Below are 20,156 nucleotides of genomic sequence, written 5' to 3' on the forward strand. Positions count from 1 at the left end.
AACACGTTCTCAGGCGCGGTAGCCATCCGGGTCTATGCCGTGCTTGGCGAACTTGTTGTACAGCGTCTTGCGTGGAATGCCCAGCAGTTCGGCCGCCTGCATCACTTGGCCCTGGGTGCGCAGCAGCGCCTGTTCGATCAATTGTTTCTCGTAGGCGTCCACCCTCGCGTCCAGCGCGCTGGGCGCGTAGGCCGCCGGTTCGCCGCCGTCCGGCGCCACGCCCAGCACATAGCGTTCCGCCGCGTTGCGCAGCTCGCGCACATTGCCCGGCCACGTCTGCGCCTGCAGGCGTCCCAATAAGGCTGGCGGCGTGTCCGGCGCCGGCCGGTTGAAGCGCGCCGCCGCTTGTTCCACAAACCACTGGAACAGGTCCGGAATGTCCTCGCGCCGCTCACGCAGCGGCGGCAGCCGCAGCGACACCACGTTGAGCCGGTAGTAAAGGTCTTCGCGGAAGCGCCGTTCCCGGCTGGCCAGGGCCAGATCGTCCTTGGTGGCGGCCACCACCCGGCAGTCCACCGGGATCAGGCTGTTGGAGCCCAGCCTTTCCACCACACGCTGTTGCAGCACCCGCAAGAGTTTCGCTTGCAGGGCCAGCGGCATGCCTTCGATTTCGTCGAGGAAGAGGGTGCCGCCGCTGGCGTACTCTATCTTGCCGATGCGGCGCTTGAGCGCGCCGGTGAAGGCCCCGGCCTCGTGGCCGAAAATCTCGCTCTCGAAAATGGATTCCGGCAGGCCGGCGCAGTTCAGCGGCACGAAATGACGCTCGCGGCGACGGCTCCAGGCGTGCAGCGCCTGCGCCACCATTTCTTTGCCGGTGCCGGTTTCGCCGTGAATCAGCACATCGGCGTCGGTGTCGGCGATATTGGCCAGCGTTTCGCGCAGCGCCTGCATTGCCGGGCTGCGGCCTATCAACACCGGGCCGTTGCTGCGCGCCAGGCTGGCGCGCAGTTCGCGGTTTTCCAGCGTTAGCCGGCGTTTGTCCAGCGCGCGCTGTACTGTTTCGGTCAAGCGGCCCGGCGCATAGGGCTTCTCGATGAAGTCGTAGGCGCCGGCGCGGGTGGCCGACACCGCCATTGCGATGTCGCCGTGGCCGGTGACCAGGATGACCGGCAGTTCCCGGTCCAGGCTCAGCGCCTGCTCCATCAGTTCCAGGCCGCTGAGTCCCGGCAGGCGGACATCGCTGAGCAGCACCGCGCGCTCGTCCCGCCTTAGCGCGGCCAGCGCGCTTTCGGCATCGGCGAAGGATTGCACCGGCAGGCCGGCCAGCTCCAGCGATTGCAGCGTGGCCATGCGCACGGCCGGGTCGTCTTCAACATAAATCACGCCCACGGGGGCGCTGAGGGTGGGCGTCATGGCGTGGACTCGCAAGGCCAGTTGATGATGAAGCAGGCGCCGCCTTCCGGATGGTTGCCGGCTTCGATGCGTCCGCCGGACTGCTCGACGATCTCCTGCACGATGGCCAGCCCCAGTCCCAGGCCCTGGCCGCGCGGCTTGGTGCTGTAGAAGGGTTCGAACAGATGCGGCAGATCGGCGTCGGCGATGCCGGGGCCGTGGTCGCGCAGGCGGAACTCCAGCATGCCCGCTTTGTGCAGCAGGCTGATTTCCAGCCGGCCTTGCCCTTGCGGCCGCATCGCGTCTATGGCGTTGCCCAGCAGATTGGTGAACACCTGCTCCAGGCCGATGGCGTCGCAGGCGATGTCAGGGCAGCGCGGCGGCAGGTCCAGCTCCAACTCCACCCGGGCCTCGCGCAGCGCCGGCTGCAGCAGGGTCAGCGTGTCGCGCAGCGCGGCGAGGGGATTGGTCTGGCCCAGCGGGCCGCGGTGGCGGCGGGCAAAGGTTTTCAAGTCCCGGGTGATGTGGGCGATGCGCTCGACCAGTTGGGAAATCTGGCCCAGATTGTCGCTGGCGGCGTCCGGGCGGCCGCGTTGCAGCAGGGTCACCGCGTTGTCGGCGAAGGCGCGCAGCGCCGCCAGCGGCTGGTTGATCTCATGGGCTACCCCGGCCGCCATCTGGCCCAGCGCCGCCAGCTTGCTGGCCTCGGCCAACTGGCCGCGAGTAATGCGCAGGCTGTTTTCAGTCTGGATGCGTTCGCGGATCTCCGCCGACAACTGCGTGTTGCTCAGCGCCAGATCGCGGGTTCGCTCCGCCACCTTGCGCTCCAACTGGTCGTGCGCTTGCTGCAAGGCCTGCTGCGCCGCCAGTTGCTCGCGCAACCGGCTCAGCCGCAGCCGCCAGTAGTGCCACAGCGTCAGCAGGCCCAGGCCGCTGGCCAGCAGTGTGCTCATGATGGCCAGCAGGGTGAGGTTGCGGCCGTGCATGTCCACCAGCAAGGTCAGCGTCCAGCCGGTTTGCGGCAGGGTCTGGCGGATTTGAAGGTAGCGGCCGGCCAGCAGCTTGCGCTCGCTGTCCGGCGCCAGCCAGGCCTGCTCGCGCCAGCCCGCGTGCGGTTGCAGCAGCGCGAAGGGATGCAGTTTGGCGCCCAGGTATTGGCGGGTGGCGTCGATCTGGCGGCGCACAGTCGGCGGCAGCGGTTGCCAGGTGGCGAACTTCCAGTCTGGATTGGCGCTGAGAAAGGCCACGCCGTGCTTGTCGCTGACCAGCACCGGCTCGGCGCCCTTGCGCCAGGCTTCCTCCAGCGGCGCCAGGCTGACCTTGACCACCGCCACGCCCACGACGCGGCGGCCGGACAGCACCGGCCAGGACAGGAAATAGCCCGGTTCGCGGCTGGTGCTGCCTATGCCGTAAAAGCTGCCGGACTGGCCGGCCAGCGCTTGTTGGAAATAGGGGCGGAAGGCGTAGCTGTTGCCGACGAAGCTGTACGGCGACATCCAGTTGCTGGACGCCAGCGCGATGCCGTCGACGTTGACGATGAACAGCGCCGAGGTGCGCGACTGCCGGTTCACTTGCTCCAGATAGCGGTTCAGCGCCTCCACCCGCCGCGGGTTGCGCGGGTCCGCCAGCAGGTTGAGGATGTCCTGATTCAGCGCCAGCACATAGGGCAGGTAGCGGTACTGCTCCAGCGTGGCGCCGAGGTTGGCGGCGTGCATCTCCGCCCGATGCCGGCCCTCGCGCTCCGCTTCGGTCAACAGCATGCGGCTGGCCAAGACCCAGCCGCCGCCCAGCGCCAAGGCCAGCAAGAAGAGGGAGGGCAGGCTTTTCAGCAGAAAACGCAACGCGCGTGCGAGCATGGCGGCGGATCGGAAATCGGCGATGGCTCAGTCTACCGCAGCTTGCAGCTCCGCGGCTTCATGGCGTGAATGTTCCTCCATCACCAGCCGGGTCAGCTCCCGCTTCAGGTCGTTGAAGCCCGGCGCGCTGGGGTCGCGCGGGCGCGGCAGCTCCACCCGCACGTCGCGCTTGATGGTGCCGGGGCGATAGGTCATCACCACTACTCGGTCCGCCAGGTAGATGGACTCCTCGATGCTGTGGGTGACGAAGATGATGGTCTTGCCGCTCTCCTGCCAGATGCGCAGCAGCTCGTCCTGCAAGGAGCGCCGCGTCAGCGCGTCCAGCGCGCCGAAGGGCTCGTCCATCAGCATCACCGGCGAATCCAGCGCCAACACCCGCGCGATGGCCACCCGCTGGCGCATGCCGCCGGACAGGTCCTTGGGGAAGCGGTGGCGGAAATCGCGCAGGTGCAGCTTGTCCAGCAGCGGCTCCACCGCGGCGCGGATCTCGGCCGGGGAGCGTTTCTGGATTTCCAGGCCAAAGCCGATGTTCTGCTCCACCGTCATCCACGGAAACAGCGCGTACTCCTGAAACACCATGCCGCGGTCCGGTCCCGGCGCGGCGACGCGTTGGCCGGCCACCAGGATCTCGCCGCCGCTGGGCGGCGCGAAGCCGGCGATGGCATTGAGCAAGGTGGATTTGCCGCAGCCGGAGGGGCCCAGCAGGCAGACGAACTCGCCGGGCTGGATGTCCAGCTGGATGTCCCGCAGGGCGATCACGTCGCCGCCCGGCGTCTTGAATACTTTTTGCACCTGTTGCACTTCGATCTGGGCGCTCATGCCTTCATCCTTCCATGCCGCGCAGCGCGGCGGTGTGTTTGGCGCCGCTAACAAAACCGAGCAGCGTACCTGGGCCAAGGCGCGCCGACGCAGGTCGTACCAGTGGTACGACAAGGAGGCGCAACGCAGGATCAGGGGTGTTGTTAGCGGTTCTTATTGGTCGATGCCGCGATGCCACTTGAGCAAGCGGTTGTTCAAGCCCTGCATCAGCATGTCGATCAACAGCCCGAGAATGCCAATCGTGACCATGCCGGCGATGACCTTGTCGGTCCAGAAATACTCGCGCGCTTCCATGATGCGGTAGCCGACGCCGCTGTTCACGGCGATCATCTCCGCCACGATCACCACGATGAAGGCGGTGCCCATGCCCACGCGCGCGCCGGTGAAAATGAAGGGCGTGGCCGCAGGCAGGATCACCCGGCGGAACAGGGTTGCGCGGCTGGCGCCCAGGTTGCGCGCGGCGCGGATATAGATGCCGTCCACATTGCGCACGCCGGAGATGGTGTTCATCAGGATGGGGAAGAAAGCCCCGATAGTGATGAGGAACACCGCCGGCGGGTTGCCCAGGCCAAACCACAGGATGGAGAGAGGGGTCCAGGCGATGGGCGGAATTGGCCGCAGGAACTGGATCAAGGGATTGAACGCCCGGTACACCGGGTCGCTGACGCCCATGAACAGCCCCAGCAGCAAGCCCAGGCCGCCGCCCAGCGCGAAACCGAGCACCACACGCCACAGGCTGGCCGCCACGTCGTGGATCAGTTCGCCGGACAGCAGCCAGGACAAGTAGGCGCCGGACGAGGGGTCGTAGGCTTCCAGCGGCTGCCAGTAAGCCAGCCACTTCTGCAACACCGCCAGCGGCGAGGGCAGGATTTGCGGGTTGATCCAACCCAGGCTGGAACTGGCCTGCCAGATCAATACGATGGCGATGGGCACCGCCAGGCTGGACCAGGCTTGGCCCAGCCGGGAAAACACAGTCTGCTGCATGATTGCTCCCGCCGCCGTCAATTAACCTTGAGGTCCTGCTTGGCCTTGCTCAGCAAGTCCAGTTTCACCCAGTCCGCCGCCTTGGGCGGCTTGACCATCTTGCCGATGCCGTACTGCTGCATCATGTCGGTGGTGGTCTGGATGTGGGCCACGCTCAGATCGTAGCTGTACGGGGAATTGGAAATGGCGTCCTGGAAGTCGTCGGCGCTGATCTGGTTCTTGAACATGTTCTCACGCACGTATTTTTCCGCCAGCTTGGGATTTTTGATGAAGGTGTTGGTGGCCTCCACGAAACATTTGATCAGGCGCTCCGCCACGCCGCGGCGTTCCTTGTACATTTTCTCCGTCATCACCAGGGTGCGAATGGGCTCGCCCAGCGGGGTGTCGTAGGGCTTTAGCACTTCCACGCCGAAACCCTTGTTGATGGCCTGGGACGATTGCGGCTCGGACTGGCTCATCGCGTCGATCTGCTTGCCCATCAAAGCCTGGTTCAGGTCGGCGAAAGGCATGTAAATCACCTGCACATCCTTGCCCGGCTTGTCGGACCAGCTAAGCTTGTACTTGGCCAGCTCCGCCGCCAGCAGCAATTCCTGCGCGCCGCCGCGCGCCACGCCCACTTTCTTGCCCTTCAAATCCTTGACGCTCTTGATGCCGCTGTCCTTGGCGGCCACGATGCGCGCGCCGCCCCTGGCGAAGCCGGCCACCGCGAAAATCGGCGCGCCGCCGGCGCGGCCGGCCACCGCCGCGTCCGCCGCGCTGGCGGCGATGTCCACTTCGCCGGCCACGATGGCGGGCATGATGTCGATGCCTTTGGCGAACATGCGTTCTTCAATCTTCAGGTCGTATTTGGGCGCGATTTCCTTCATGTAGCTGATGGCGCCGTAATGGGCGAACTTGAGGTTGCCCAGTCTCACCACGTCGGCGGCGAGGGCGGGCAGCGAGAGGCCGCCGCCCAGGGCGGCGAGACAGAGCCAGGTTCGGATGCGTTGCATGGTGTTTCTCCTTTGTGGATAGGGGCCGGACGGAGCGCGGCAACCTTCTATTTATACGACGTTTGCATTTTTTGGCGCGACGATGCGGTTCGCTGCTTTGTAGTGGTTCTTATTAGGCAAAGCGCGTGCCAGGATGTTTTTTACTCAAGTTGTTGATTTTAATGGATTGTATTGGCGGGGTGTGGCCGGATTCGGCCTGTGCCGGTCTTGGCTGTGCCAAAACCGGCTCAGGGCTTGCCGGGGAAAACGATGTACTTATTCAATACCTCTTGGCTGTTTTCTCATCGGCCGGCGCAGTGTTTCCTCCCTAAGCCGGATGCGGTCGATGTAGCCGAAGATATCGATAGGGAGGATCAGCACCTGTTCGATCAGGGCGAAGAAACCGGCCCAGTAACCCTGCTCAGGGCCTTCCACCGAGAAGTCGACATCGCCTGCGATGCGCGCCAGCAGCGTGTGTCTCGGGACATCGGGATTGTCCTGCAGGTACTGGATGAAATGACCGGCGTATTCGCGTCCCAGCAAATAGGCCTGGCGATAGTCGTCGGCTGGCGGCACTTGCCAGCAATGCACGCGCGGACAGCCCGGCAAACGCGCGGCGAACGGCAGCTCCTGATAGGGAACCGGTTGGAGGTTGGGGCGGTAATGGCGACGGCTTGGGTATTTGGCGGACATGCGCGCGCTCCTGTGGATTCAAGGCTGCCGGCGAGGCGGCAGGCTCATGGCAGGCGCATGGCAGGATTGGAGTTCCGGCGCCACGGACCGGCGGGTGCGAGCACCCTCCCACCACGGCCTGCCCGTTGTAGGCATGACTGATGGTGCAAGGGCACGGACCAAGCGTTTGCGGCGCTGGGTCCGAGGCGGCGGGGCCAGACTCCAATCTGGGCGCTGCCGGTTAGGGCGGCGCGTTTGCGATTGTGCCTAGCGGGGATGAGGGGGTCAAGGCGGCATCGGCCGCCAACGGCGCGAGGTCTCATCGCCCGGCCTTGGCCGGGCGGCGGCCCGGCGCTCTAGGCGTAAAACCGCGATTGTCCTTGCCAGGCGCTGGCGACGAAGTCTTGCACATGGTCCAGGAATTTGTCGTGGCGGCCCAGGCGGCTGTCGTCGGCCTGGCGGTTTGCCGGCAGCAGGTAAAGCTGGCCGACGTGGCGCACCGGCAGCAGGCCGTCCAGCGCCGGGACCAGATCGCCTTGAACGCAGTAATGACGGATATGGGCCGAGGCCGCGCGCGCTTGCTCCAAGTCGTTGCCGTGGCGCGCCAGCAGTTCGTTTTGCAGGCCGCGGCCAAACTGAGCGCTGCTGAAGCATTCTGCGTGGACGGGGCGCTGCGGGGTGGACAATCTCATCGCCGCATAGGCGGCCATGCCGCCGCCCAGCGAATGACCGCCGGTGCTGACGATGTAGTCGGGCTCGCCGCCGCGCATCAGCGGCAGGCCGGCGGCCAGTGTTTGCAACTTGGCGGTGAGTTGGGCGGCTTGGGCGTAGCAGGCGGGGCGGCCGCCAAAGGCGGCGTTGCCGATGTTGGCGCGCCATTGCCGCGCCACGCTGGCCAGGTTTTTCAGATTGCGTTGAGCCAAACCGCCCACGCCGCGGCCGCTGGTGGTGCCGCCGAAAACCAGGCGGATTTCTCCCTCCGCCTTGTTGCGGAACACATAGGCCACCAGGCCGCTTTCCGGGTCCATCAAGCGCGCCTGCTGCGGCTGAAACTCCAGTTTGCCGCCCTTGGCCAGCAGCCGCGCCAGCTCGGCGTCCGGGCTCCATTGGGTGGCGCGCAGGCTGTCCAGATCCCGGCTATAGGGGAAGTTGGCGAGCAGCGCGCTGTCCTTGAGTCTTTGCCGGGCCGCTTCGGGGTTGAGGTTTTCCAGAGGCTGCTGCGCGCAGAGGCCGTCCAGGGGATTGGCGCGCGGCGCGGCGCGCGTGGAGGCGGGGGCGTCCGCGCGGTTGGCCGCCTGGCTGAGCCGCGCCGATATCGGGCTGGCGGCGGCGTTGGAGCGGGCAGGTTCGTCCGCCGCCGTCGTTTGGGGGATGGCGGCGCGGGCAGCTTGAATGAGCATGATGAGTAGACGCGAGTGAAGGTTGATTGCCGCATGCTAATGGGACGCGGACGGCGTGCCTTGCAGATTTTACTCAGCCGGCGGTTACGGTTCCGTGATAATGGCGAATCCGCGGTGAATGGGAAGGGGAAACGATGGAAATGGAGACGGAGCGTTTATTGCTGCGCCAATGGCGGGACGAGGATCTGGCGCCCTTCGCCGCCATGGGGCTGGATCCGGAGGTGATGCGTTATTTCCCGGCGCTGTTGAGCGAGGAAGAGAGCGCGGACGGCATGGAGCGACAACGCGGGTTGATAGCGGCGCGAGGATGGGGGTTTTGGGCGCTGGAGGAGAAGGCATCCGGCGACTTCCTCGGTTTCGTAGGGTTGGCGGTGCCGCGCGCGGAGCTGCCGTGCATGCCCTGCGTGGAGGCGGGCTGGCGGCTGCGGCGAGCGTCCTGGGGCCGGGGCTACGCCACCGAGGCGGCGCGCCGGGCGCTGGCTTTCGGTTTCGAGACCTTGGGACTGGACGAAATCGTGTCTTTCACCGCCTTGCTCAATCTGCCGTCGCAGCGGCTGATGCAGCGGCTGGGCATGCGCAACGCCGGACGGGATTTCGATCATCCCGCCCTGGAGGCCGGGCATCCGCTGCGGCGGCATTGCTTGTATCTGTTGTCGGCGGCGGAGTGGCGCGCCGCGGCGCTTGAGGTTCGAGCTTGAGGAGGGATAGCCGCCGTGGGGCGGCTTTTATGGCGTAGCGGCCGCTTATTGTTGCCAGTGGTTGTAAATCGTTTGCAGCTTTCCGTTTTGCTGCAGCCGGGCCAGCGCGGCGTTGAATTGAGCGGCGCGGCTGTCGCCTTTGGCGAAGGCGACGAAGCGCGGCATTTCCACCAGAGGTTTGGGCAGGATGCGCACATGCGGCAGCGCGCGCAGCTGGCGGGCGTAGTAAAGCAGTTGGCCGCGGTCGCCGACGATCAGGTCGATGCGGCCGGCCAGCAGCATCAGCATCAGTTGTTCGGGATTGGTGGCGCTGGCGTCGCGTTTGAGCGGCGCTTTGTCGAAGGTGGATTCGTAGGCATAGCCGTGGACCTGTCCTATGGTCAGTGGGGCCATGTCGGCCAGGGTGTTCCAGTTTTGCAGGCTGTTTTGTTTCAACACCATGAAGATGGTGCTGCCGGTGCGTATCGGGCCGGCGAGTTCGTACTGGGCGCGCCGCTCGGCGGTGCCCGCGAACTGGAAAGCCATGTCCACGTCCCCGTTGCCCAGCATTTGCTTGACGCGCTCCCAGGGGTAGAGGTGCAGCAGGTAGGGGATTCGGGCCTCCGCCATGACCGCCTGGACAATCTCCACGTCCAGCCCTTGAGGTTTGGCGCCGGCTTCGTTCTGGTAGCTGTAGGGCGCGAACTGGATGTCGCCGGCGATGCGCCAAGCCTCCGGCTGGGCCGCCCAGGCCGTCCCGCAAAACAGCAGCATGCTCAACACACGCCTCATGGTTTCTCCCGCCGTCGCGCCTTCCGTCGGTATAGCCGGAGCGGGGCGGGGCGGCAAGCCGGGCGGTTTTTGCAAGCGTCCAGCGGCGGCCTTGTCGAGAATGGCTGTCAGGGGCGCCCCCCCTGGGCAGGGTGTGGCGCAGTCGGTTCGCATCATCTTTGACGGGTAAGCCACAATGTCTTCTTCCATTAGTTTCAGCGCCGGCGGTCCGGCGTTTTCCCTGAGCAACGAGCGCGTGGCCCGCATGATGAGCGGCGATCGGCAAACTGCCACGCATATGGGCTTGTGGGACAAGTTCAAGGACGTGTTCCGCTCTGAGAAAAAACAGGATGCGCTGAACACGCTGTTCAAGTTGGTGGACAGCCAGTCGCCGGCCCGCTCTTTCGATATTTTCAATCGCTTGGCGCAGCTGGCCACGCCCAGCAACCGGACCTTGTTCACGGTTGCGGTGGCGCCGGAGCAGGACGGCGGCAAGATCAGTTATTGCATCAACGGCCAGCCGCTGAAAACGGAACGGTTGTCGCAGGAGGGGCGGGAGGTGATTCTGGCGCGTCTGGGCGCGCCGCTGGGCGCCGAGCAGGCTCAGGCTCAGGCGGCGTCGCTGGCGGATTACCGGATGGACGTCTCGCCGGGGATTCTGTATTTGCAGGACGGCGACTTTGCTTCCGGCGGGGTGCACAAGCGCTTTCACGCCGATACCGGGGTCTTGCAGGCGCGGGACGGGGTGGGCCGGGCGGACTTTGTCCGTGAAGGCCAACTGGAGGCGTACGCCGAGTCGCGTCCGGCGCTGCGGGGCTATCTCTCCACCCAGCAGCAGATCGCCGCACCGCCGGGCGTCAGCGATAAGTTCGCCTACGCCCGGGTTGAGCAGTACGACCCTGCCGTCATCGTCAGCCGCGAACTGGATGTCGGCCTGCCTCGGCTGTCGCTGGACCAGGCCCGCAGCGTGGCGGCGCAATTGGTGGACATGGCCAGGACGTTCTACTGCCATCAGTTGTCTCACCGCGATTTGCACATGCAGAATCTGCTGGTGCACGAACGCAAGGAGGACGGCGCGGTGTTTCTGAAGGCGATCGATTTTGGCCGCGCCAAGTTTGGCGAGGCGTTCGAAGCGGAGCGCTTCAACGATATCGATTACCTGTTTAACCGCGAGGGCTGCTCGCTGGCGGAGACGGTGGGCCGCAATTACCTGGCCGGCAAGGATTCGGCGGTGGCCAAGAAACATTATCCCTTGCACAAGTTGCTGGAACGCTTCAATGAGCGCGGCGCGGAGGTGACGGAGACCTTGTCCGGCATCGGCAAGATGTTGAAGGCGGATTTGCAGATGGCGGGGCCGGGGGACGAATTGCGCATCGATCAGGCGTTTGAGCGCGCCTCGGCCTCGGTGCAGATGGCCTTGGCAGGGCTGGCGCGTCCGCAGTTGGGGGTGGGTTTGCGCCTCTGAGGGTTTGTTTGCGATCGGCTGTGTGTCGGCGCCGCAACCTTGAAGCCCGTGTTGAAAAGCCCCTCCCGGCATGGCCGGGAGGGGCTTTCGCTTGCTTGGGTGCCGGCGGGCTCAGGCCGCGGCGGCCTGGGCGGGTTTCTTCAAGGCGCGCAGCGCAACCGCGGTGACGGCGGTGCCGGCCAACAGCGCCAGCAGGTAGAAGCCCAGATGGCTGACGGCGTTGGGGATGGGCAGCACGAAGACGCCGCCGTGCGGCACTTTCAGCTCAACTCCGGCCAGCATGGAGATGGCACCGGCCACGGCGGAGCCCAGCATCAGAGCCGGGATGACTCGCAGCGGATCGCGCGCGGCGAAGGGAATGGCGCCTTCGCTGATGAAGGCCAGGCCCAGCACGCCGGCCGCCTTGCCGGCCTCGCGTTCGTCGGCGGTGAAGCGATCGGCGAACAGCTTGGTGGCCAGCGCGATGCCCAGCGGCGGCGTCATCCCGGCGGCCATGGCCGCGGCCATCGGCGTATACACCTGGCTGGCGATCAAGCCGGTGGAAAAGGCGTAGGCGGCTTTGTTGACCGGGCCGCCCATGTCGAAGGCCATCATCGAACCGATGATGGCGCCCAGCAGCAACGCGCTGCTGCCCTGCAGGCTTTTCAGCGCCTCGGTCAGCATGCCCAGCAAGGCGGCCACCGGGCCGCCGATCACGTAGATCATCAGCAGGCCCACCAGCAGCGAGCCTAGCACCGGCAGGATCAGCACCGGTTTGAGGCCATCCAGATTGCGGCCCAGCTGGATCTTGCGGTTCAGCCAGTCTGTGCCGTAGCCGGCGATGAAGCCGGCGATGATGCCGCCGAGAAAGCCAGAGCCCAGGCTGGCGGCCAGCATGCCGCCCACCATGCCGGGCGCGATGCCGGGACGGTTGGCGATGGAGTAAGCGATATAGCCGGCGAGAATGGGCACCATCAGCGCGAAGGCGGATTTGGCGCCGATCTGGAACAGCGCCCAGGCCAACGTGCCCTTGTGGGCGTCGTCGAAGGCGTAGATGCCGCCCAGAGCGAAGGCCAGCGCGATCATGATGCCGCCGGCGGTGACGAAGGGCAGCATGAAGGACACGCCGGTCATCAGATGTTTGTACGGGCCGCTGCGCTCGCTGGCCGGTTTTTCCGGCGCGGCGTCGGCGGCGTCCGCTTGGTGGGGCGCGGCTTCAGCGATGGCGCGGCGCAGCAGCGCCTGGCCGTCGTTGATGGCGGCCTTGGTTCCGCTTTGGAACAGGCGTTTGCCCTTGAAGCGGCTGAGTTCCACCTGGGTATCGGCGGCGATCAGCACCAGGTCGGCTTCGGCGATCTCGCCGGCGCTGAGCGCGCTTTGCGCGCCCACCGAACCCTGGGTTTCCACGCGGATGGCGTGGCCCAGCGCCTGAGCGGCCTGGCTCAGGCCTTCGGCCGCCATGAAGGTGTGGGCGATGCCGGTGGGGCAGGAGGTGACGGCGACGATGCGCAAGGCGTCGGTTTGGGGCGCGCTCAGCGCCGCGGCCCGGCGGACGGCCTCGGCCGGATCGGCCAAGGCCTGGTCCAGGCTCAGGCGGAGCGCGGGCAGGCTGTCCAGGCGCGGATCGGCGGCGGTGCCGATCAAGAGCGCGGCCTGGGCGGCGGCGAGTTCGATCGCGCTCAGCGGCGGCGCGCCGTCCAGTTCCAGCTTAAGGGCATGTCCGTGCCGCTGGGCGGCCTGGCGTAGCGCTTCCGCGGCCAGCCGGCCCTGGGTGCTGCGCTCGCCGGCGTCGATGATGGCAATTAGGTTCATGGCGTTGTTTCCCTTGTGTTATTGGTTTGGAGCCGTGGGCAAAGCCCCTGATGCCGCGTCGCCTCGGCTCATCCGCCTACGCGCGGCGGATCGTAAGCGGCTTCTTAATCCAGGCTTTGCAGCCGGACTTGAGCCGCCAATGCGCGCACCTGTTCCGGCGGCGGCAGGTGGGGGCCGACGCGCGCCAGTTTGGCGGCCGCGAAGGCAACCGCCAGCCGGGCTTCCGCCTCAAGCTCCAGTCCATCCAGCCGCGCCGCGGCCAGGCCGGCCACCAAGGCGTCGCCGGCCCCCACGGTGCTCAGCGGCTGCTGCGCCGGCAAGGAGGCCTGCAGAGAGCGGTCGCGGCCGACGAACAGCGCGCCGTCCACGCCCAGCGACACCACCACTTGTTCCACGCCGCGTTGCAGCAGCTCGCGCGCGCAGGCAAGCACCGCGGCGGTGTCGGGCAGGGCGCGGCCGGCCCAGAGCTCCAGCTCATGGCGATTGGGTTTGACGCAGTGAGGCGGCGCGTCTCCGTCCAGAGCCTGGCTCAGCGCTTCTCCGCTGCTGTCCAGCAGCAGCCGCGCGCCCAGGGGCCGCAGCAATCGGCACAGCCGCAGATAGCTGTTGGCGGGCAGGCCGGGCGGCAAGCTGCCGCACAGCGCCACGACGTCGCCGGGGTTCAGCCGGGCGGCTAGCTCGGCGCCCACTTGCTCCAGCTGCGCTTCGCCGGCGGCGATGCCGGGCAGGTTGATGTCGGTGGTATCGCCGCTGGAGAGGTCGGCCAGCTTGATGTTCACCCGGGTGTCGCCGGGCAGGCGCAGCATGTGGTCGGCGATGCGCTTGTCCAGAAACAATTGTTCGAACGCTTCGCTGTTGTTGCGGCCCAGCAGGCCGAAAACGCCTACCGAGGCGCCCCAGTCGGCCAGGCAACTGGCCACGTTGACGCCCTTGCCGCCGGCGTTGCCGCTAGCGCTTTGCGCCAGGTTGACCACGCAGGGGGTCAGCCGGGCCAGGGCGATGGTTTGGTCCAGCGCCGGGTTGAGGGTGACGGTGTGGACGCGGGCGCTCATGTCAGCTCCCGCGCCAGCATGCGCACTTCGTCGGCGCTGTCGCAGGCCAGCGCCTGCTGCGCCAGCTCGCGTAGCCGGTCGTGGCCGTTGGCGCACAGCTTGGCTTTGACCGCGGCCACGTCGCGCGGGCTCATCGACAGCTCGGCCACGCCCAGGCCGGTCAGCAGCGCGGCGCCGAAGGGGTCGCCGGCAATGCCGCCGCACACGCCCACCCAGCGTTGATGGCGGCCGGCGCCGGCCACGGTGTGCTGGATCAGGCGCAGCACGGCGGGGTGTAGGCTGTCGGCCTCGGCCGCCAGTTCCGGATGCTGACGGTCCATCGCCAGCGTGTACTGGGTGAGGTCGTTGGTGCCGATGGAGAAGAAATCCACGTATTCGGCCAGTTGATCGGCCAGCAGGGCCGCGGCCGGCACTTCCACCATGATGCCGAGAGGCACCGCCGGGGCGTCCAGCTCGCGGCGTATGCCTTCGCACCAGCCTTTGAGCCGGGTGATCTCCTTCAGCGAAGTGATCATCGGGAACATGATGGACAGCGGCTGGCCGCCGCGGGCGGCGCGGTAGAGCGCGCGCAGCTGAGGTTCCAGCAGATCGCGGCGGCGCAGCAGCAGGCGTGAGCCGCGCATGCCGAGGAAGGGGTTTTCTTCGGCCGGCAGCTTGAGGTAATCCACCTGTTTGTCGCCGCCGATGTCCAGGGCTCGCACGATCAGCGGCCGTCCGTCCAACGCGTCCAGCATGGCGCTGTAGGTGTGAAACTGTTCGTCTTCGCTCGGCGACTGTTCGCGCTCCAGAAACAGGAATTCGGTGCGCATCAGGCCCACGCCCTCGGCGCCGGCGTCCAGCGCGGCGGCCACCTGGTCCGGGCGGTTGATGTTGGCGGCGATTTCCACGCGGTGGCCGTCCGGCGTCACCGCCGGGCGCTGCCGTTGTTCCGCCTGCTGTTGCTGGGTGCGCTGCTGGGCCTGCAGCCAGTCGCGGGCGGAGGCAAGGTCCTGCTCGCCGGGGTTCAGGTAGAGCCGGCCGCCCAGGCCGTCCAGAATGGCCGGCGTGCCGTCGGCGATGTCCAGCAGCGCCGGGCCGCCAGCCACCAGCGCCGGCAGGCCCAGGGTGCGCGCCAGGATGGCGGTGTGCGAGGTGGGGCCGCCCTGGGCGGTGGCCAGCGCGCGGATGCGGCCGGTGTCCAGGGTGGCGGTGTCGGAGGGGGTGAGGTCGGCGGCCAGCAGAATGCAGTCGTCGCCGTCGATGTCGGCCAGGGTGGCGCTGTTCAGCGCCGGGTCCAGCTGACGCAGCACGCGGCGGCCCACGTCGCGGAGGTCGGCTGCGCGCGCCGCCAGCAGAGGGTTGCCCAGCGCGGCCAGCCGTTCCGCCATGCGTTCCACCGCTTGGTGCCAGGCCCATTCCACGCCGTGACCGCCCACCATCAACTGGCAGGCCAGGGTGATCAGATCCGTGTCGGACAGCAGTTCGGCCTGGGCGTGGAAAATGCCGGCTTCGGTTTTGCCCAGCCTGCTGGCGGTGGCCGCGGCCAGCTCGGACAGTTCGGCGCGGGTGGCGCTCAGCGCCTCGTGCAGGCGGTCGCCGCCTTCGCCCAGCGCCACCGGGCGGTCCGGTACTTTGAGCTGGCCGGAGTGCAGCACGCGCACCACGCCGATGGCGAGGCCGGGGCTGGCGGCGACGCCGGCGATGGACAAGGGGTGGCCGGGCGGAACCCAGCCCTGTTGTGCCGCCAGCAGCTGCGCTTTTTGCGCGGCGAGCGCGGCGTCGGTCTGTTCCTGGGCCGAGGCGTCGCACATCGCGGACAACAGGCCGGCCAGCGCGGCGGCGGCGTCGGGTCCTTGGGCGGATACGGTGACGGTGTCGCCATGGCGCAGGCCCAGTTGCAAGAGGCTGATCAGGTTCTTGGCGTCGGCCGCGTCCTGACCGTGGCGCACTTGCAGCTGGGCGGCGTGGCGGCGCGCGGCCTCCACCCATTGCGCGGCAGGGCGCGCGTGCAGGCCGTTGGGGTAGTCGACTATCCATTGCGCGCGCTCGGCCAGATCGGCCGCGGCGTCGACGGCGGCGGGCGGCGCTTCTTCTTCCAGCAGGGCCAGCACCTGGGTTGCGTCCGCGGCGGTGAACAATTGTTCGAGCCTGGCCTCGTCCTGCAGCAGCCGGGTCAAACGGCGCAGCAGGGTGATGTGTTCGTCGGACTGGGCGGCGATGGCGAACAGCAGCCGGGTGGGCTGGCCGGGGTTCCATTCCAGGCCGTCCGGAATCTGTACGATGGCGATGCCGGTGCGGCGGATCAACTGGCGGTCTTCCACCATGCCGTGGGGGATGGCCAGACCGTTTCCCAGAAAGGTGTTGGCCACCGCCTCGCGTCGCAGCAGGCTGTCGATGTAGGCCGGGTCTATGCAGCCGGCGTCGGCCAGCAGCTGTCCGGCCAGGCGGATGGCCGCCTCTTTGTCGGCGGGCTGACAGCCCAGCCGGATCAGTTCGGGCTGGATCAGGGAGGAGGGCGATCCGGTATCGTGCATGGCGGTCTCTTCAGTCGGTTCAGGTGGCTGCGCGGTGCTTGCAGCCTATTCAAGTTCCGCCGGGCGGCGGGCGCCGGCGCGGCTTCGAACAGGCTCTGTATAGCGGATCGGCTCGCGCCCGCCAGCTGTCTTTGCGGAGGGGCGATGCCGTTCGTGCGCTGAGTGAATTGAAAACGATTACATTTTTACTGTCAATATGCTCGTAGCGCTGGCGCTACATCTTTGTGCTGTCTCAAGCGACAGTGTTGTAAAATTACGCTTTGGGGGTATGCTTGCGTAAACGCAATTCCGATCACCGAGAAAGAAAACGATTTCATATGACGGTCAGCATCAAAGATGTGGCGCTGGCGGCCGGCGTGTCGGTGGCCACTGTGTCGCGGGCTCTGGCCAAGGGTCCGGTCAGCGCGGCGTTGAAGGCCAAGGTGGAGGCGGCCATCGCCGCCACCGGTTATCGGCCCAATCTGTCGGCGCGGCGCTTGCGCTCGCGGCACAGCGACACCATCGGCCTGATCGTGTCCGACATCCGCAACCCCTTCTTCACCGCGGTCAGCCGCGCGGTGGAGGATGTGGCCTACCAGGCCGGTATGCGGGTGATTTTGTGCAACACCGACGAGAACCCGGACAAGGAGGCGATGTACCTCAGGTTGATGCAAGAAGAGCGCGTCACCGGGGTGATCTTCGCCGCCACCCGCGCCACGGCTGAGACGCTGGACGCCGAGGCGCTGGGCTTTCCGGTGGTCTTGATCGACCGGGCCGCGCCCGGCGGCGCGGCCGACGCGGTGGTGCTGGACAACGCCGCCGCCGCCGGCCTGTTGGTCAGCCATCTGCGCGAACAAGGCCATAGCCGCATCGGCGGGCTGTTCGGCAATACCAGCAGCACCGGCGCGGAACGGCACGCGGGTTTCGCCGCCGCGTTGGCGCAGGCCGGGCTGGCCGCGCCGGCGCGTTTCGTCGCGCCCACGGCCGAGGCGGCGCAGCAGGCGGTGTCCGCCTGGCTGGCCGAGGCCGAGGCGCCGCGGGCGCTGGTGATCAGCAACGGCCTGTTGCTGCTGGGCGCGATGCGCGCGGTGCGCGCGCTGGGCCTGGAACTGCCGCGGCAGCTGGCGCTGGCCGGTTTCGACAACGACAGTTGGACGGAGCTGGCCGGACCGGGGCTGACGGTGATAGAGCAGCCGGTGGACGAGATCGGCCGCGCGGCGATGGCGATGTTGCTGGAGCGTCTGGAGCAGCCGCAGCGCTCAACGCGCAAAGTGGTGTTGACCGGCCGGCTGGTGGTCCGGGGTTCCAGCCTGGCCTAGGGTTGGCGTCAGCCGCTGTGGCGGAGGCGAGACAGGGGCGCGCCCGGCCCGGCCGGGGTCCGCGGGTTTGATTTTTAATGTATTAAATATTGTGCCATGATTTGCCGATGCCGTTTCAGCCATCGCCGCCCAGCCGGGCGGCCGCTAGGAGGAGGCCTGTCATGGATACGCGTTTCACCGGCGACATTCACCTTTCCACCCGCCAGGCGGCGGATGGCGACAAGCTGGATTTTTGGCTGAGCGAAGTGGACCGCCTCTTGGTCCGGGTGGAGTGCGACCGCCGTCCGGAAGAGCGGCTGGAGGCTTCGCTGGACTGGCAGGACTTCGGCTTGCTGCGCATGGCCACGATACGCGCCAACCAGCACGCGGTGACGCGCAGCGGACATAGCCTGAGCCGGGACGGCCGGGACTCCATCTTCGCCTGCCTGATGCTGCAGGGCGAGGGCTTCAGCCATCAGGGCGTGGAGTGCGCCCGCCACGGCCCGGGCGACGTGGTGCTGTACGATACCGCGCGCCCTTACGGCCACGGCTTTCCGGCCGATATGGCGATGGCGGTGCTGGACATTCCGCGGCCCTTGTTCCAGGAGCAGGTGGGCGTGTGGAACGAGCGCGGCCTGGTGCGCATCGAGCGCGCCGCCGGCATGGACGCCTTGGCCGCCCATCGCCTGCTCAGCGGCGGCGAGGCCGCGCGGCGGCATCTGGCCAGCCAGTTGCTGGAATGGCTGCATTCCTTGTGGAGCGCGCGCCTGGGCCTGCCGGCCTCCCGTTCCACCTTGTGCAGCCTGTGGCGGGCCAAGGCTTATATCGAGCGGCATCTGGCCGAGGACGATCTGGATTGCGAGCGCATCAGCCGCGCGGTGGGCGTGTCCGCGCGTCAATTGGCCCGCATCTTCGAACAGGAGGGCGAATCGGTGACGCGCCACCTGTGGGGGCGCCGGCTGGAACGCTGCCGCGTGGACCTGGCGGATCCGGCCTTGCGCCACTTATCGGTCAGCGAACTGGCTTTCCGCTGGGGCTTCAACCATATCGCCCATTTCTGTCGCAGCTATAAACGCCGTTACGGCGAAACGCCGAGTCATACCCGGGCCGAGGCCCTGGCCGCGCGTGTCCTTCCCAGACAACAAGACTGTCCTCATTAGGCAAATTCCACGTTCTCCCCGTCGTTAGAGTGGACGGGTCCGCTGCGCTTTCTGGCGCGGTGGACGCCCACCTAATAAAGAGGAGACATCATCATGCACACACGAATGGGCGGTTCGCCGCCGGGCGGCCGCGCGCGCGCCGCTGGCGAAAGAGAGGTCCGCCATGCGCCTCTCCTATGAAAACAAATTGCTGGCCATCCTGGCGCTGAGCTTCGGTTTCGTGTTTTTCGACCGGCTGGCGCTGTCCTTTCTGTTTCCCTTCATGGCGGCGGAACTGCGGTTGAGCCCCGCGCATCTGGGCATGCTGGCGTCGGCCTTGGCGCTGACCTGGTCCTTGTCAGGCCTGGGCCTGGGCGCCTGGTCGGACCGGCGCGGGCTGAAAAAGCCGATGCTGGTGGCGGCGGTGCTGGCGTTCTCGTTGTTTTCCGCCGCTTCCGGCCTGGTGGCGGGCTTCCTGTCCTTGCTGCTGTTCCGCGCGCTGATGGGGGTGGCGGAAGGGCCGGTGCTGCCCCTTTCCCAATCGCTGCTGGCGGCGGCGTCCACGCCGGCGCGGCGCGGTTGCAATATGGGCATCGTCAACGGCTCCGCGCCGGGCTTGCTGGGCGCGGTGCTGGGCCCGCCGCTGCTGGTGGCGCTGGCCGAGACCCACGGCTGGCGCGCCGCCTTCTACCTGTCCTGCCTGCCCGGCTTGCTGATTGCCTGGCTGGTCTGGCGGCATGTGCGCGAGCCGGCGCCCGCGCCGATGCGGGCAGACCGGGGCGGCGGCCTCATCCAGTTGCTGGGCGAGCGCAACATTCTGCTGTGCGTGCTGATCGCCTGCAGCTACATCACCTGGTTCATCATCCTGATCTCCTTCACGCCCACCTTTCTGATCCAGGTCAAGGGCATGAGCCCGCAGGCGATGGGAGCGGTGATGAGCAGCCTGGGCTTCGCCTGGGTGGCGTGGGGCGCGCTGGTGCCGGCGATTTCCGACCGCATCGGCCGCAAGCCGGCGATGGTGGGATTTTCCTTGATCGCCGCCTGCTGCCCGCTGGTGTTGCTGAACGTGGACCGCATGGCCTGGCTGCTGCCGCTGGTTTTTCTCAGCTACACCGGCTTGGGCTGTTTCACCCTGTTCATGGCCACGATTCCGGCGGAAACGGTGTCGCCGCGGCGCATCGCCACCGCGCTGGGCATGATCATGGGAGTGGGCGAGCTGGCCGGAGGCTTCGTCGCGCCCACGGTGGCCGGCTTCGCCGCGGACCGCTACGGCCTGTCCATCGTGATGTGGATCGCCATGGTGGGCGCCTTGTTGCCGGCGCTGCTGTCCTTGGGCCTGCGCGAAACCGCGCCGCTGCGGCTGAAGCCTGGCGGGGCCGTGCTGGAAGCCGACCGGGCGCCGACCTGAGCCGCCATTCTCACTGCGCGTCCCGCTGC

At 67.2% G+C, this 20,156-nt stretch carries 16 protein-coding genes; 5 read left to right on the forward strand and 11 right to left on the reverse strand.

Annotated elements, in window-relative coordinates; all coding sequences use genetic code 11:
* Nucleotides 1-9: 9 nt before the first annotated feature.
* From B0T39_RS05235 to B0T39_RS05265, 7 genes are all read right to left on the reverse strand, one after another.
* Nucleotides 10-1,353, reverse strand: a complete 1,344-nt coding sequence (locus tag B0T39_RS05235) for a sigma-54-dependent transcriptional regulator (RefSeq protein WP_081545117.1) — start codon at nucleotides 1,351-1,353, stop codon at nucleotides 10-12.
* Nucleotides 1,350-3,188: an ATP-binding protein gene (locus tag B0T39_RS05240; protein ID WP_081545118.1), complete on the reverse strand. Its 1,839-nt coding sequence runs from the start codon at nucleotides 3,186-3,188 to the stop codon at nucleotides 1,350-1,352. Before B0T39_RS05240 ends, B0T39_RS05235 begins: the two co-directional genes overlap by 4 nt.
* Nucleotides 3,189-3,215: 27 nt before the next feature.
* Nucleotides 3,216-4,007 carry an ABC transporter ATP-binding protein gene (locus B0T39_RS05245; RefSeq protein WP_081545119.1) on the reverse strand — a complete coding sequence of 264 codons (792 nt, stop codon included), beginning with the start codon at nucleotides 4,005-4,007 and terminating at the stop codon, nucleotides 3,216-3,218.
* Nucleotides 4,008-4,160: 153 nt separating this feature from the next.
* The gene (locus B0T39_RS05250) at nucleotides 4,161-4,991 is read right to left on the reverse strand and encodes an ABC transporter permease (protein WP_019101663.1); all 831 of its coding nucleotides are present in this window, start codon (nucleotides 4,989-4,991) and stop codon (nucleotides 4,161-4,163) included.
* A 17-nt stretch (nucleotides 4,992-5,008) separates the two neighbouring features.
* On the reverse strand, nucleotides 5,009-5,983 hold the full coding sequence (locus B0T39_RS05255; RefSeq protein ID WP_081545120.1) for an ABC transporter substrate-binding protein: 975 nt from the start codon (nucleotides 5,981-5,983) through the stop codon (nucleotides 5,009-5,011).
* A 255-nt stretch (nucleotides 5,984-6,238) separates the two neighbouring features.
* Nucleotides 6,239-6,655 (reverse strand): hypothetical protein, encoded by a 417-nt coding sequence (locus B0T39_RS05260; protein WP_081545121.1) that lies wholly within the window; start codon nucleotides 6,653-6,655, stop codon nucleotides 6,239-6,241.
* Nucleotides 6,656-6,990: 335 nt separating this feature from the next.
* Nucleotides 6,991-8,034 (reverse strand): hypothetical protein, encoded by a 1,044-nt coding sequence (locus tag B0T39_RS05265; RefSeq protein ID WP_081545122.1) that lies wholly within the window; start codon nucleotides 8,032-8,034, stop codon nucleotides 6,991-6,993.
* 134 nt (nucleotides 8,035-8,168) lie between these two features.
* Between B0T39_RS05265 and B0T39_RS05270 the strand changes: the two genes are divergently transcribed.
* A complete protein-coding gene (locus tag B0T39_RS05270) occupies nucleotides 8,169-8,732 on the forward strand; it encodes a GNAT family N-acetyltransferase (protein WP_254894495.1) in 564 nt (187 codons plus the stop codon).
* Nucleotides 8,733-8,777: 45 nt separating this feature from the next.
* Here the strand turns inward: B0T39_RS05270 and B0T39_RS05275 are convergent, their stop codons facing one another.
* Nucleotides 8,778-9,503, reverse strand: coding sequence for a substrate-binding periplasmic protein (locus B0T39_RS05275; RefSeq protein ID WP_081545123.1), 726 nt, complete (start codon nucleotides 9,501-9,503; stop codon nucleotides 8,778-8,780).
* A gap of 175 nt (nucleotides 9,504-9,678) precedes the next feature.
* Here B0T39_RS05275 and B0T39_RS05280 point away from each other — a divergent pair, with 175 nt between their 5' ends.
* Nucleotides 9,679-10,947 (forward strand): hypothetical protein, encoded by a 1,269-nt coding sequence (locus B0T39_RS05280; RefSeq protein ID WP_081545124.1) that lies wholly within the window; start codon nucleotides 9,679-9,681, stop codon nucleotides 10,945-10,947.
* A gap of 111 nt (nucleotides 10,948-11,058) precedes the next feature.
* On the opposite strand, the gene B0T39_RS05285 is transcribed toward B0T39_RS05280, so the two are convergent.
* The 3 genes from B0T39_RS05285 to ptsP form a co-directional block, all read right to left on the reverse strand.
* Nucleotides 11,059-12,738, reverse strand: a complete 1,680-nt coding sequence (locus B0T39_RS05285; protein WP_081545125.1) for a PTS fructose transporter subunit IIC — start codon at nucleotides 12,736-12,738, stop codon at nucleotides 11,059-11,061.
* Between the two features lie 104 nt (nucleotides 12,739-12,842).
* Nucleotides 12,843-13,790, reverse strand: coding sequence for a 1-phosphofructokinase (gene pfkB / locus B0T39_RS05290; RefSeq protein WP_081545126.1), 948 nt, complete (start codon nucleotides 13,788-13,790; stop codon nucleotides 12,843-12,845).
* On the reverse strand, nucleotides 13,787-16,303 hold the full coding sequence (ptsP, locus tag B0T39_RS05295; protein ID WP_081545127.1) for a phosphoenolpyruvate--protein phosphotransferase: 2,517 nt from the start codon (nucleotides 16,301-16,303) through the stop codon (nucleotides 13,787-13,789). The genes pfkB and ptsP overlap by 4 nt, the downstream gene beginning before the upstream one ends.
* Nucleotides 16,304-16,620: 317 nt before the next feature.
* On the opposite strand from ptsP, the gene B0T39_RS05300 reads away from it, so the two are divergent.
* The 3 genes from B0T39_RS05300 to B0T39_RS05310 all read left to right on the forward strand — a co-directional run bounded on the left by B0T39_RS05300 (nucleotide 16,621) and on the right by B0T39_RS05310 (nucleotide 20,127).
* On the forward strand, nucleotides 16,621-17,601 hold the full coding sequence (locus tag B0T39_RS05300; protein WP_081545128.1) for a LacI family DNA-binding transcriptional regulator: 981 nt from the start codon (nucleotides 16,621-16,623) through the stop codon (nucleotides 17,599-17,601).
* 161 nt (nucleotides 17,602-17,762) lie between these two features.
* Nucleotides 17,763-18,740 carry a helix-turn-helix domain-containing protein gene (locus tag B0T39_RS05305; protein WP_081545129.1) on the forward strand — a complete coding sequence of 326 codons (978 nt, stop codon included), beginning with the start codon at nucleotides 17,763-17,765 and terminating at the stop codon, nucleotides 18,738-18,740.
* A gap of 163 nt (nucleotides 18,741-18,903) precedes the next feature.
* Nucleotides 18,904-20,127: an MFS transporter gene (locus tag B0T39_RS05310; protein ID WP_081545130.1), complete on the forward strand. Its 1,224-nt coding sequence runs from the start codon at nucleotides 18,904-18,906 to the stop codon at nucleotides 20,125-20,127.
* The last annotated feature ends 29 nt before the right edge of the window (nucleotides 20,128-20,156 follow it).

The organism is Chromobacterium haemolyticum (genome assembly GCF_002081825.1).
GTDB classification, from domain to species: Bacteria; Pseudomonadota; Gammaproteobacteria; order Burkholderiales; family Chromobacteriaceae; genus Chromobacterium; species Chromobacterium fluminis.